11 protein-coding genes are annotated in these 13,692 nt (G+C 69.3%); 5 read left to right on the top strand and 6 right to left on the bottom strand.

Annotated features, from left to right (window positions below):
• Positions 1-69 precede the first annotated feature (69 nt).
• The 5 genes from ilvD to BLA15945_RS06840 form a co-directional block, all read right to left on the bottom strand.
• A complete protein-coding gene (gene ilvD / locus BLA15945_RS06860) occupies positions 70-1,929 on the bottom strand; it encodes a dihydroxy-acid dehydratase (RefSeq protein WP_174991871.1) in 1,860 nt (619 codons plus the stop codon).
• A 267-nt stretch (positions 1,930-2,196) separates the two neighbouring features.
• On the bottom strand, positions 2,197-3,219 hold the full coding sequence (locus BLA15945_RS06855; RefSeq protein WP_059237041.1) for an Ldh family oxidoreductase: 1,023 nt from the start codon (positions 3,217-3,219) through the stop codon (positions 2,197-2,199).
• A complete protein-coding gene (locus BLA15945_RS06850) occupies positions 3,212-4,804 on the bottom strand; it encodes an aldehyde dehydrogenase (NADP(+)) (RefSeq protein ID WP_174991870.1) in 1,593 nt (530 codons plus the stop codon). Before BLA15945_RS06850 ends, BLA15945_RS06855 begins: the two co-directional genes overlap by 8 nt.
• A 74-nt stretch (positions 4,805-4,878) precedes the next feature.
• A complete protein-coding gene (locus BLA15945_RS06845; protein ID WP_059237039.1) occupies positions 4,879-6,504 on the bottom strand; it encodes an APC family permease in 1,626 nt (541 codons plus the stop codon).
• A 230-nt stretch (positions 6,505-6,734) separates the two neighbouring features.
• Positions 6,735-7,655, bottom strand: a complete 921-nt coding sequence (locus BLA15945_RS06840) for a dihydrodipicolinate synthase family protein (protein ID WP_059237038.1) — start codon at positions 7,653-7,655, stop codon at positions 6,735-6,737.
• A 251-nt stretch (positions 7,656-7,906) separates the two neighbouring features.
• Here BLA15945_RS06840 and BLA15945_RS06835 point away from each other — a divergent pair, with 251 nt between their 5' ends.
• Genes BLA15945_RS06835 through BLA15945_RS06820 form a run of 4 tightly spaced genes read left to right on the top strand, consistent with a single transcriptional unit; the run spans position 7,907 to position 11,458 of the window.
• Complete coding sequence (locus tag BLA15945_RS06835; protein ID WP_174991945.1) at positions 7,907-8,839, top strand: 4-hydroxyproline epimerase; 933 nt, start codon at positions 7,907-7,909, stop codon at positions 8,837-8,839.
• Positions 8,836-9,963: an NAD(P)/FAD-dependent oxidoreductase gene (locus BLA15945_RS06830; protein WP_174991869.1), complete on the top strand. Its 1,128-nt coding sequence runs from the start codon at positions 8,836-8,838 to the stop codon at positions 9,961-9,963. Before BLA15945_RS06835 ends, BLA15945_RS06830 begins: the two co-directional genes overlap by 4 nt.
• Entirely contained in the window at positions 9,960-10,193 is a 234-nt protein-coding gene (locus BLA15945_RS06825; RefSeq protein ID WP_011355492.1) for a 2Fe-2S iron-sulfur cluster-binding protein, read from the top strand. Before BLA15945_RS06830 ends, BLA15945_RS06825 begins: the two co-directional genes overlap by 4 nt.
• Complete coding sequence (locus tag BLA15945_RS06820) at positions 10,190-11,458, top strand: NAD(P)/FAD-dependent oxidoreductase (protein ID WP_059237036.1); 1,269 nt, start codon at positions 10,190-10,192, stop codon at positions 11,456-11,458. Before BLA15945_RS06825 ends, BLA15945_RS06820 begins: the two co-directional genes overlap by 4 nt.
• Before the next feature lie 43 nt (positions 11,459-11,501).
• Here the strand turns inward: BLA15945_RS06820 and BLA15945_RS06815 are convergent, their stop codons facing one another.
• Positions 11,502-12,446 (bottom strand): LysR family transcriptional regulator, encoded by a 945-nt coding sequence (locus BLA15945_RS06815; protein ID WP_174991868.1) that lies wholly within the window; start codon positions 12,444-12,446, stop codon positions 11,502-11,504.
• Between the two features lie 168 nt (positions 12,447-12,614).
• Between BLA15945_RS06815 and gtdA the strand changes: the two genes are divergently transcribed.
• Positions 12,615-13,658: a gentisate 1,2-dioxygenase gene (gene gtdA, locus BLA15945_RS06810; RefSeq protein WP_059237034.1), complete on the top strand. Its 1,044-nt coding sequence runs from the start codon at positions 12,615-12,617 to the stop codon at positions 13,656-13,658.
• The last annotated feature ends 34 nt before the right edge of the window (positions 13,659-13,692 follow it).

The following is a 13,692-nucleotide window of genomic DNA, read 5'->3' as shown; positions in this document are numbered from 1 at the left end:
GCGGTTTTCGATTCGGGCGAGCGGTCGGCTGCGTAGCCTCCTTCCGGCCGTCGCCGGTCGCCCGCTGCGTCAGTCGTCGAGCAGCGACAAGTCGCGCACGGCGCCCTTGTCGGCCGACATGACCAGTTTCGCGTACGCCTTCAGTGCCGCGGATACCTTGCGCGGACGCGGCTGCGCCGGCTTCCAGCCCTTCGCATTCTGCTCTTCGCGGCGGCGCGCCAGTTCCTCGTCCGACACCAGCACGTCGATCGTGCGGTTCGGGATGTCGATGCGGATCTTGTCGCCGTTGCGCACGAGGCCGATCGCGCCGCCTGCTGCCGCTTCCGGCGAGCAGTGGCCGATCGACAGGCCCGACGTGCCGCCCGAGAAACGGCCGTCCGTCAGCAGCGCGCAGGCCTTGCCGAGCCCCTTCGACTTGATGTAGCTGGTCGGGTAGAGCATTTCCTGCATGCCCGGGCCGCCCTTCGGGCCTTCGTAGCGCACGATCACCACGTCGCCGGCCTTGACCTTGTCGTTCAGGATGTTCTCGACCGCTTCGTCCTGCGATTCGGTCACGTGAGCCGCGCCCTCGAACACGAGGATGCTTTCGTCGACGCCGGCCGTCTTCACCACGCAACCGTCGAGCGCGATGTTGCCCGTCAGCACGGCGAGGCCGCCTTCCTTCGAGAACGCATGCTCGTACGAACGGATGCAGCCTTCGGCGCGGTCGAGGTCGAGGCTCGGCCAGCGCGTGTTCTGGCTGAATGCGACCTGCGTCGGGATGCCGGCCGGGCCGGCGAGGTAGAACGTGCGGACCGCGTCGTCCTGGGTGCGCACGATGTCCCACTGGTCGAGCGCATCTTTCAGCGTCGGTGCGTGCACGGTCGGTGCATCGGTGTGCAGCTTCCCGGCGCGGTCGAGCTCGCCGAGGATCGCCATGATGCCGCCTGCGCGGTGCACGTCCTCGATGTGGTACTTGTTCGTGTTCGGTGCGACCTTGCACAGCTGCGGCACGGTGCGCGACAGGCGGTCGATGTCCTTCATCGTGAAGTCGATGCCGGCTTCCTGTGCGATCGCGAGCAGGTGCAGGATCGTGTTGGTCGACCCGCCCATCGCGATGTCGAGCGTCATCGCGTTCTCGAACGCGGCGAAGCCGACCGAGCGCGGCAGCACGCGTTCGTCGTCCTGCTCGTAGTGCTGGCGCGTCAGTTCGACGATGCGACGGCCGGCGCGCTTGAACAGCTGTTCGCGATCGGCGTGCGTGGCGACCACCGTGCCGTTGCCGGGCAGCGACAGGCCGAGCGCTTCGGTCAGGCAGTTCATCGAGTTCGCGGTGAACATGCCCGAGCACGAACCGCAGGTCGGGCAGGCCGAGCGTTCGACTTCGGCGACTTCGGCGTCCGAATACGACGGGTCGACCGCGATCACCATCGCGTCGACGAGGTCGAGCTTCTTCAGTTCGACGGTCTTGGTGACCGGGTTCGCGAGGCGCGTCTTGCCGGCTTCCATCGGGCCGCCCGACACGAAGATCACCGGAATGTTGAGGCGCATCGCGGCCATCAGCATCCCCGGCGTGATCTTGTCGCAGTTCGAGATGCACACCATCGCGTCCGCGCAATGCGCGTTCACCATGTATTCGACCGAGTCGGCGATGATGTCGCGGCTCGGCAGCGAATACAGCATGCCGTCGTGACCCATCGCGATGCCGTCGTCGACCGCGATCGTGTTGAATTCCTTCGCGACGCCGCCGGCGGCTTCGATCTCGCGCGCGACGAGCTGGCCGAGATCCTTCAGGTGCACGTGCCCGGGCACGAACTGCGTGAACGAGTTGACGACCGCGATGATCGGCTTCGAGAAATCGTCGTCTTTCATGCCGGTGGCGCGCCACAGCGAGCGCGCACCTGCCATGTTGCGGCCGGCGGTGGAGGTTTTGGAACGGTAAGTGGGCATGGTGGTTGCTGAAGAAATATCGCGGGAAAAGGGTGGAGGCACGGGAATAAAGGCCTCTCTCGCGCCCGTGCGAACAACCTCTTGAGCTGCGCCCTGGGCAAACCCGGCGATTATCCCACAGCCGCCGCGGGCGTGGCGCTCACGGGGCCGGGGTGGGCCGGGCGGCGTGACGAACGGGGGCTGCGGGCTGCCCGCCTGGCCGGTTCGGGAGGCGGCCGAGGCGCCTTCCTGACGATGACGAGCGCGCGCGGCCCCCGGTGCCCCGCGTCAGTCGAGCAGCGTCAGGATCTCGTCGTACAGCGCCTGCGGAATCCGCACGCCGTTCGCGATGCTGCGCGCGCGGGCGTCGAAGCGCCGTTGCGACGGCAGCCGCGCACCCTGCGCGACGATCGATTCGAACATCCGTTCGCCGCGCTGGAGCCCTGCGTCGAGATCGTCGCCGAGGAACACCTTCGGGTCGAACGCGATCACGAGCTCGCCGTGGCACGGCGTTGCGCCGACGCCTTCGTCGAAGTCCATCGATTCCCGGCTCGTCATGTCGCCGATCAGCGCGCCGCCGAGCAGTTCGACCATCGCCGCGAGCGCCGAGCCCTTGTGGCCGCCGAACGTGCGCATCGCGCCCTGCAGCGCGGCCTTCGGGTCGGTGGTCGGCTGGCCGTCGGCGTCGATCGCCCAGTGCGACGGAATCGCCTTGCCTTGCTTCGCGTGCAGCTCGATGTCGCCGCGCGCGATCGCGCTCGTCGCGAAATCGAACACGAACGGCGTGCCGCCCGGGCGCGGCCATGCGAATGCGATCGGGTTCGTGCCGAACACGGGTTCGCGGCCGCCTTCCGGTGCGACCCAGCTATGGCTCGGGTTCATCGCGATGCCGACCAGCCCTTCGGCCGCGATTGCCTCGACCTCGGGCCACAACGCGGAGAAGTGGTAGCAGTGATTGATCGTCATCGCAGCGATGCCGTGCTGCTTCGCCATCTCGACGAGTACGGGCAGCCCGGTCTCGAAGCTCAGCAGCGAGAAGCCGCGATGCGCGTCGACCGAGACGATCGACGACGACAGCCGGCGCAGCGTCGGCACCGCTTGCGGATCGACCTTGCCCTTCTTCAGCGACCGCACGCAGACGAGCAGCCGGTACACGCCGTGCGAATGGCATTCGTCGCGCTGGCCTTGGGTGATGACGTTGGCGATGGCCCGCGCATGCGCGTCGGACATCCCGTGGTGCGTCAGCACGCGCAGCGCGAGCGCATGGACTTCATCGAGCGACAGGACGACTTCGGCGGTTTGCTCAGCCATGATTCACCTCGCGCGGCGCGGGCACGCCGTCGATGCGTTGCGGCACGTTTAGCGGATTGCCGCTGCGGATCGCGTCCGGCAGCAGCGCGTCCGGCAGGTCCTGGTACGACACGGGGCGCAGGAAGCGCTCGATCGCGCGTGCGCCGACGGATGTCGTGCGCGTGTCGGACGTCGCCGGGAACGGGCCGCCGTGCACCATCGCATGACCGACCTCGACGCCCGTGCCGAAGCCGTTGACGAGAATGCGGCCGGCCTTGCGCTCGAGCGTCGGGCGCAGCGCGGCGAACAGCGCCGAGTCGCCGTCGGCGAGGTGCGCGGCGATCGTCAGCTGGCCTTCGAGCGACTTCAGCACGCGATGCAGCGTGTCGGCATCCGGGCAGCGGACGATCAGCGACGCGGGGCCGAACACTTCGTCGCGCAGTTCGGGGCGCGCGACGAACGCGTCGGCGGACGTCGCGAACAGCGCTGCGCGGGCCTGCAGACGGCCGCCTTCGGCACCTTCCGCCAGTGGCTCGACCGCATCGTGATTGCGCAGCGCCGCGACGCCTTGCGCATAGCTCGCGTGGATATGCGGCGTCAGCATCGTCTGCGCGGCCGCCGCGCGCACGGCAACGGCCGCCGCGGCTTCGAATGCGCGCAGCGCCGGGCCGTCGACGGCGAGCACCAGGCCGGGGTTCGTGCAGAACTGGCCGGCGCCGAGCGTGAGCGATGCGACGAACTGCGGCGCGATCGCGTCGTGGCGCGCGTCGAGCGCGGCGGGGCACAGCAGCACGGGATTGATCGAGCTCATTTCCGCATAGACCGGAACCGGCTCGGGGCGCGCGGCCGCGATGTGCATCAGCGCGACGCCGCCGCGCCGCGAGCCGGTGAAGCCGACGGCCTTGATGCGCGGATCGGCGACGAGTGCCTGGCCGATCTCGCGCGATGCGTCGAACAGCAACGAGAACACGCCGGCCGGCATGCCGCATTCGCGCGCGGCCTGCTGGATCGCGCGGCCGACGAGTTCCGACGTGCCCGGATGCGCGGAGTGCGCCTTGACGATCACCGGGCAGCCGGCCGCCAGCGCCGACGCCGTATCGCCGCCGGCGACCGAGAACGCGAGCGGGAAGTTCGACGCGCCGAACACGGCGACGGGCCCGACCGCGACGTTGCGCAGCCGCAGGTCGACGCGCGGCAGCGGCTTGTGTTCGGGGCGCGCCGGATCGATCCGCGCGTCGAGAAAGCCGCCGTCGCGCACGAGCGCCGCGAACAGCGCGAGCTGGCCGACCGTGCGGCCGCGCTCGCCTTCGACGCGTGCGCGCGGCAGCCCCGTTTCGATGACGCAGCGCTCGATCAGGTCGTCGCCGAGCGCCATGATGTGGCGGCCGATCGCATCGAGAAACGCGGCGCGGGCTTCGAGCGACGTTTCGCGATAGCGGTCGAACGCGTCGTCGGCGAGCGCGCAGGCCGTCTCGAGGTCATGCAGGCTTGCGCCGCCGAAAGCGGGTTCGAGCGGTTCGCCGGTTGCGGCGGCGATCGCATGGAGGGTGCCGTTCTGTCCGGCGACGGCCGACTGGCCGATCAGGAGCTGACCTGTGAGTTGCATGGTGTGCCTCGGAAAAAGCAGGGGCCGGGCGTGGTGCGCCCGGCCGATGGAAAGGGGAAAAGGGCGCGGGCGCGTCAGTCCTCGTCGTCGTCGAGCTGCAGCTTGTCGGCGCGCACGCCGGTGTTGGCGCCCCAGTAGTAGATGACGAGCGCGACGGCCGCGACGACGCCCGTGTCGTACGGATGCGCAAGCCGGCCCGTGCCGCCGAAGCCGCCGAGATACGACAGCACGATCATCGCGGCATAGAACGCGATCAGCCACGCCGACGAGCGCACCTGTTCGGCGAGGCTCAGGTGCGCGGTCGGCACCCAGCGGCGGCACGCGAGATAGATGACGAACATCGCGATCTGCAGGCCGAGCAGCCAGGACACCGTGCTCCAGCCCGACCAGTAGACGATCAGCGCGGCGATCACGAACGACGCGGGGCCGGTGATGCCGAACGCGCTCGCGCGGAACGGCCGCGGCAGGTCGGGCGCGGTGCGGCGCAGCGCGGCGACCGACACCGGCGCGACGGCATAGCTCAACACGAGCGCGGCCGACACGATGTTGATCAGCGCTTCCCACGACGGGAACGGCAGCGTCCAGAAGATCGCGAGGCCGAACGTGAGCCACAGGCCCGCGCGCGGGATGCCCGACGCTTCGTCGACGCGCGTGAACACCTTGAAGAACGTGCCCGTCTTCGCCCAGCCGTAGATGACGCGCGGCGTCGCGTTCATGTAGATGTTGCCGCAGCCGCTCGGCGAGATCATCGCGTCGGCGACGACCATCACCGCGAGCCAGCCGACGCCGAGCGCGAGCGCGATGTCGCGGTACGGCAGCGAGAACGCCTTGCTCACGTCGTGCCAGCCGGCGGCGAGCATCGCGGTCGGGATGCTGCCGATGAACGCGAGCTGCAGCAGCACGTAGATCAGCGTCGACAGCAGGATCGACAGGATCAGCGCGATCGGGATCGTGCGTTGCGGATTGCGCACCTCGCTCGCGACCGACACGATCGGCGTGAGCCCGAGGTACGCGAAGATGATGCCGCCGGCGGACACGGCCATTTCGATGCCCGGCATGCCGAACGGCGCGAAGCCGTGCACGGTCAGGTTCGCGGGCTTGAAGAACGTGAACAGCACGCCGATCACCGCGAGCGGTACGATGAACTTGAAGATGCTGATGATGTTGTTCGCTTTTGCGAACGTCTTCACGCTCGAATAGTTCAGGTAAAAGAAGAAGCAGAGCAGCGCGGCCTGCACGAGCCAGCCGAGCGTGGTCGGGTCGCTCGATCCTTCGGCCGTCAGGCCCGGAAACCATGCGGCCGCATACTGGCGCGCGGCGACGACTTCGATCGCGATCAGGCTCGAAAAGGCGATCAGCGTGATGAAGCCCATCAGGTAGCCGAGCAGCGGGCCGTGCGAGAACACCGGGTAGCGCACGACGCCACCGGCGCGCGGCAGCGCGGCGCCGAGTTCGCAATAGACGATGCCGAGCAGCAGCACCGCGAAGCCGCCGAGCAGCCACGAGAAGATGCCGGCCGGGCCCGCGATCGTCGACACGTGACTCGCGGCGAACAGCCACCCCGAACCGAAAATGGCGCCGAGACCGATGAACGTGAGATCGGTCAGCGACAGCTGTTTCTTGAACTTGCCGTGACCCGCGTCGGGGTGCGCGGAACGGGAAAGCGGGACAGACGGGTGAGCGTTGCCTTGGCCTGGCATGGGCTTGTCTCCTAGGGGGAATATCGGCACAGGCTTGAGGTGCGCCGCGCTCCGACGGAGCAGCGGCGCTTGCCTGCCGGCCGGCGTCGCCCGGTTCGAACGACCGGGGCGGGGCTCGGGCCGTTCACGCGCGGCGCGGGCTGGCGCCGGGGCGAACGGGTCCGCAGGCCATGCCGGACCGGAGACGGCGGCGTGCAGGGGAAGCCTGCGCGCCGCCGCAAGGGAGTCGATCAGAGACCGACGTCGGGCAGTACCGGGCGCGTTTCGAGCGCCTTCGCGACGATCGCCTTCACTTCCGCGAGCGTGTCGCCCTGCAGCGCCAGGCGCGGCGGACGCGTGATCGCGCTGCCGCGGCCGACCAGTTCTTCGCACAGCTTGATGCACTGCACGAGGTCGGGGCGTGCATCGAGGTGCAGCAGCGGCATGAACCAGCGGTACAGCGCGAGCGCTTCGTCGAAGCGCTTCTGCTTCGCGAGGCGGAACAGCGTCTCGCCTTCCTTCGGGAACGCGTTCGACATGCCCGACACCCAGCCTTCGGCGCCGACCGCGATGCTCTCGACCACGACGTCGTCGAGGCCAGCGAACAGCACGAAGCGATCGCCGACCGCATTGCGCAGGTCGATGAAGCGGCGCGTATCGCCAGACGAATCCTTGAAGCAGACGATGTTCTCGCAATCCTGCAGTGCGATCAGCACGTCGGGCGTCACGTCGTTCTTGTAGATCGGCGGGTTGTTGTAGACCATCACCGGCAGGTCGGTGCTCGTCGCGACCGCGCGGAAGTGCGCGGCGGTTTCGTGCGGCTTCGCCGAGTACACGAGCGCGGGCATCACCATCACGCCGTCGACGCCGACGCGCTGCGCTTCGCGCACCGTGTTGCGCGCGAATTCGGTCGTGAATTCGGCGATGCCGGCGATCACCGGAATCTTGCCGCCGGCCGCGTCGCGCGCAGCCTCGATCACCTGGAGCTTCTCGCTCGTCGACAGCGACGTGTTCTCGCCGACCGTGCCGCAGACCACGAGGCCCGACACGCCGTCGTTCACCAGGTTCTTGACCACGCGGTGCGTGGCGTCGATGTCGAGGGAAAAGTCCGGCTTGAACTGGGTGCTGACGGCCGGGAAAACCCCGGTCCACTGAATGGCGTTTCGGCTCACTGAAATCTCCTACGTTTGTATCGGTCGGCCGACAGGTGTGTCGGTGTGGCAACCAGTATCGCCGCGCAAATGCCCATCACGCTTGAGTCGTATCGCGGAGCAAAATGACGAAATCGGCACAGCGGCCGGCAGGGGCGCGGCGGGCGCGTTGCACTATGCCGATTTCGTCGTCGTCCTCATCGAAAAGCCACAAGCGGGCGGACGCGCGACGGAGGAAGCTATGCTCCTTTCCCCACTTCGGACGGCTCATGATGAAGCGCATCCAGATCATCGATTCGCACACGGGCGGCGAACCCACTCGGCTCGTCGTGTCCGGCTTCCCGTCGCTCGGCAGCGGCACGATGGCCGAGCGACGCGACGTGCTCGCGCGCGAGCACGACCGTTACCGCACCGCGTGCATCCTCGAGCCGCGCGGCAGCGACGTGCTGGTCGGCGCGCTGCTGTGCGAACCCGTATCGCCCGACGCGGCGGCCGGCGTGATCTTCTTCAACAATAGCGGCTATCTCGGGATGTGCGGGCACGGCACGATCGGTGTCGTGCGCACGCTGCATCACATGGGGCGCATCGCGCCCGGCATGCACCGGATCGAAACGCCCGTCGGCACCGTCGAGGCGACGCTGCACGACGACCTGTCGGTCAGCGTGCGCAACGTGCCTGCATATCGTCATGCGCAGGACGTCGCGCTCGACGTGCCGGGATACGGCCCCGTGAAGGGCGACATCGCGTGGGGCGGCAACTGGTTCTTCCTGATCAGCGACCATAGGCAGCGCGTGACCGGCGACAACGTCGCGGCGCTCACTGCGTACGCGTCGGCCGTGCGCGAAGGGCTCGAACGTGCGGGCATCACCGGCGCGAACGGCGGCGAGATCGACCACATCGAGCTGTTTGCCGGCGACCCCGAGCACGACAGCCGCAGCTTCGTGCTGTGTCCGGGCCTTGCATACGACCGTTCGCCGTGCGGCACCGGCACCAGCGCGAAGCTCGCGTGCCTTGCGGCCGACGGCAAGCTTGCGCCGGGTGCCGTGTGGCGGCAGGCGAGCGTGATCGGCAGCGTGTTCCACGCGAGCTACGAGCAGGCCGACGGCGGCATCGTGCCGACGATTCGCGGCAGCGCGCACCTGAGCGCGGAAGCGACGCTGCTGATCGAGGAAGACGATCCGTTCGGCTGGGGCATCGGGTCGTGAGCGAAACGAAGACCGACGTCGTCGTGATCGGCGCCGGCATCGTCGGCGCGGCGTGCGCGCACGAACTCGCGCAGCGCGGGCTGCGCGTGCTGGTCGTCGACGACGCGAGCGGCGGCGCGACCGGCGCGGGCATGGGCCACCTCGTCGCGATGGACGACAACGCGGCCGAGCTCGCGCTGAGTCACTACTCGATCGAATTGTGGCGCGCGTTGAGCGGCGAGATGCCCGAAGGCTGCGCGTACCGCAACTGCGGCACGCTGTGGCTCGCGGCCGATGCGCACGAGATGGATCTGGCACGCGCGAAGCAGGCGACGCTCGCCGCACACGGCGTGGCGGGCGAACTGATCGACGCGACGGCGCTCGCGCAACTGGAGCCGATGCTGCGCGCGGGGCTCGGCGGTGCGCTGAAGATTCCCGGCGACGCGATTCTTTACGCGCCCGTCACCGCGAACTGGCTGCTGCAGCGCGCGCCGCGCATCACGTTGCGTCGCGACCGGGCCGTCGCGGTTGACGGCCCGGGCGTGGTGCTTGCAAGCGGCGACACGCTGTGCGCCGAACGCGTGGTCGTCGCGAATGGTGTCGCGGCACGCACACTGTTGCCCGAACTGCCGCTGCGCCCGAAAAAGGGCCACCTGCTGATCACCGACCGCTATCCGGGGCACGTGTCGCACCAGCTCGTCGAACTCGGCTATGCCGCAAGCGCGCATGCGAGCGACGGTACGTCGGTCGCGTTCAACGTGCAGCCGCGGCCGACCGGCCAGTTGCTGATCGGTTCGTCGCGCCAGTTCGACACCGAGGATGCGCGTGTCGAGCCGCCCGTGCTCGCGCGGATGCTGCGCCGCGCGGTCGGCTACCTGCCGGATCTGGCTGACCTGAACGGCATCCGTTCATGGACAGGATTCCGTTCCGCGAGCCCCGACGGCCTGCCGCTGCTCGGCGAGCACCCGGCGCGGCCGGGCGTGTGGCTCGCGGTCGGGCACGAAGGGCTCGGCGTGACGACCGCGCCGGGCAGCGCGCGGCTCATTGCCGCGCTGATGGCCGGCGAGCGGCCGCCGATCGATATCGAACCGTATTTGCCGGGACGCTTCCTGACCGCGTCCCCCGTCGCCGGAGCGCTGACATGATCATTCATCTGGACGGCCGCGCGCTGACGGTGGCCGACGGCGCGACCGTCGCGGCCGCTGTCGCGGCGAGCGGCGACGACACGACACGTGTGTCGTGCACGGGCGCGGCGCGCGCGCCGTTTTGCGGAATGGGCGTCTGCCAGGAATGCCGGATGACGATCGACGGCCGGCGCCGGCTGGCTTGCCAGACATTGTGCCGTGACGGGATGCAGGTGGAGCGTACGCGATGAAACAGGAACGACTGAGCGTCGACGTCGCGATCGTCGGCGCGGGCCCGGCCGGGCTGTCGGCCGCGCGGGCCGCGGCGAAAGGCGGCGCGACGGTCGCGATCGTCGACGACAACCCGCGGGCGGGCGGGCAGATCTGGCGGCAAGGCGCAGCGGCCACACCGGTACCGGTCGCCGCTGAACGCCTCGCCGTGCTGCGGCAGCCGGACGTCACGCATCTCGCGGCGACGCGCATCGTCGCCGAAACGCAGCCGGGCACGCTGCTGCTCGAGGACGACGAGCGCGGGCTGCTGCTCGATTTCCGGACGCTGATTCTTTGCTGCGGCGCACGCGAACTGCTGCTGCCGTTTCCGGGCTGGACGCTGCCCGGCGTCACCGGCGCGGGCGGTTTGCAGGCGTTGATCAAGTACGGCCTCGATGTGCGCGGGCAGCGCACGGTGATCGCGGGCAGCGGGCCGCTGCTGCTGGCGAGCGCGGCGACGGCCCGTCAGTCCGGGGCACGCGTGTCGCACGTGCTCGAGCAGGCCGCATGGGGCGACGTGGCGGGCTTCGGCGCGGGGTTGTGGCGCTGGCCGTCGAAGCTCGCGCAGGCCGCGAAGCTCGTCACGGCGGCTTACCGGCCCGATGCGCACGTCGTCGAGGCATTCGGCGACAAGCGGCTCGAACGTGTCCGGATCCGTCAGGGCGATCGCGAGTTCGACGTCGATTGCGAGCGGCTCGCGTGCGGCTTCGGCCTCGTGCCGAATACCGTGCTGCCGAGCCATCTCGGCTGCCGGATCGACAACGGTGCGGTGGCGGTCGATGCGCACCAGCGCACGAGCCGCGACGGGGTTTTCGCGGCGGGCGAGTGTACGGGCGTCGGCGGCAGCGAACTGGCGATGGTCGAAGGCGAAATCGCCGGTTACGCGGCGACCGGGCAAACGGCGCCGTTGGCTGCGCTCGTCGCGCGGCGCGCGCACTGGCAGGCGTTCGCGGACGCGGTACGCGAGCGCTTCGCGATCCGCGAGCCGGTCCGCCGGCTCGCGCGGCCCGATACGCTGCTGTGCCGTTGCGAGGATGTGCGTGTCGATGCGGTCGTGCAGGAGCCAGGCTGGACGGCCGCGAAGCTGCAGTCGCGTTGCGGGATGGGCGCGTGCCAGGGCCGCGTCTGCGGTGCGGCCGCGCAGGCGCTGTTCGGCTGGACGCCGCCGGTGCCGCGTACGCCGCTCGTGCCTGCGCGGGTCGGCACGCTGATGCTCGACGGCACGGCATCCTGCGACGGCGCGTGACGTGGCGCCTCCAGGCGGCCCGGTTCGCGCCGGGCCGCGCCATTCACTCCACCTTCACTTTCTCCCAGCCGCCGACTTGCGGCGCCGCACAGGCGCGCAGGCACTCGATCGTCGCGGCCACGGCCGCGCGGTTCGCGCTGTCGGGGTGCCAGTAGATCGACACCGCGCCCTGGCCCTCGAGCTCCATCGGCAGGATGCGGATCGCGTTCAGTTGCGCGAAACGCCGCGCGGCACGATGTGACGCGACACCGAGCAGGTCGGTGTTGTTCAGCAGCGTGAGGTTCAGGATCGACGAATTCGATTCGACGCAGTGCGGCGGCTGCACGCGGCCGGCGGCATTCAGTGCGGCTTCCAGCGCGTTGTGCACGGGCGTGCCGGACGGCCACACGATCCACGGGTAGGCGAGCACGTCGTCCCAGCCGACCGACGTCGCACCGGCGAGCGCATGGCCGGGCCGCGCGACGAACACGACCGGATCGACATACAGCGCTTCGGCATGCAGCAGCGGATCGACGTAGGTCGAGCCCGAGCGGCCGACGACGATATCCAGTTCGCTGCGTGCGAGCTGCGGCATCAGCTGGTTCATCGTGCTTTCGGTGAGCCGCACCTGCGCGCGCGGCATCCGCTTCAGCAGTTGCGACACTGCGAGCGGCACCGTATCGGCCGCCGCGACGCCCGATGTGCCGATCGTCACGAGGCCGCTGCCGCCTTCGCGCAGCGCGGCCATGTCGTCGCGCGCGATGTCGAGCTGCGCTTCGACGCGGCGCGCGTGCTCGATCAACGCTTCGCCGTAGGGCGTCGGCCGCAGGCCGCGCGCATGCCGCTCGAATAGCGGCAGCCCGACATCCTCTTCCAGCTCCTTCAGCCATTTCGACAGCGCCGGCTGCGTGGTCGCGAGCGCCAGCGCCGACTGGCTCAGGTTGCCGGTGCCGGCCAGGCTCAACAGTACCTGCAGATGCCGCAGCCGCAGCCGGTGGGTCCAGTCCATCGCATGCCTTGTCTCGAGAAGGTATATCCAGAATTATATGGATCAGATGATTTGATCATTTTACCGGGTATGGCTGCGTCGAATATAAATCCACTCACGGACCGCAGCACGGTCCCCGACCCGACAGACCCGGCGCCGACGCCGATCGGCCGCCTGCAAGGAGACATCATGACGACCCATCCGGACGCGTCGCGCGCCGCCTACTACGCACGGATCGCCGAGCAGCGCCTCGCGCCGCTGTGGGAATCGCTGCACAACCTCGTGCCGAAATCGCCGCAGCCGGCTGCGCAGGCCGCGATCTGGAAGTACGCGCAGATACGCGACCTCGTGATGCAGGCCGGCAGCGTGATCAGCGCGGAAGAAGCCGTGCGCCGCGTGCTGGTGCTGGAGAACCCGGGGCTGCCCGGCAAGTCGAGCATGACGCCGAGCCTGTATGCGGGGCTGCAGCTGATCCTGCCGGGCGAGATCGCGCCGAGCCACCGCCATACGCAGTCGGCGCTGCGGTTCATCGTCGAAGGGCGCGGCGCATGGACGGCCGTGAACGGCGAGCGCACGACGATGCATCCGGGCGACTTCATCATCACGCCGTCGTGGGCGTGGCACGACCACGGCAATCCGTCGGCGGACGAGGGCGGCGAGCCGGTCGTGTGGCTCGACGGGCTCGACATCCCGCTCGTCGCGAATCTCGACGCCGGTTTCGCGGAGAACTACCCGGAAGCCGTGCAGCCCGTGAATCGCCCGGAAGGCGACAGCTTCGCGCGCTTCGGTCACAACATGGTGCCGGTGCGGCATCGCGTGAGCGACCCGACGTCGCCGGTGTTCAGCTATCCGTATGCCCGTACCCGCGAGGCGCTCGACGCGCTGTACCGGAACGGCGAGATTGACGCGTGGGACGGCGTGAAGCTGCGCTACGTGAACCCCGCGACGGGCGGCTGGCCGATGCCGACCATCGCCACCTTCATGCAGTTCCTGCCGGCCGGCTTCGACGGCCGCACGTACCGCAGCACCGACGCGACGATCTACTGCGTCGTCGAAGGCTCCGGCACCGCATGGGTCGGCGACAGCGCATTCGCGTTCGAGCCGCACGACATCTTCGTCGCGCCGTCGTGGGCGCCGGTGCGGCTGTCGGCGTCGTCCGACAGCGTGCTGTTCAGCTATTCCGACCGGCCCGTGCTGTCCGCGCTGAATCTGCTGCGCGAAGCGCGCGACTGACGCCGGCGCTTTCAACGATCCGTTTTCCGTGCGC

Origin of the sequence: Burkholderia arboris (assembly GCF_902499125.1) — a bacterium.
Classification (GTDB): Bacteria; Pseudomonadota; Gammaproteobacteria; order Burkholderiales; family Burkholderiaceae; genus Burkholderia; species Burkholderia arboris.
Note: the sequence above shows the minus strand (reverse complement) of the source record. Positions and strands in the feature narration are given on the sequence as shown.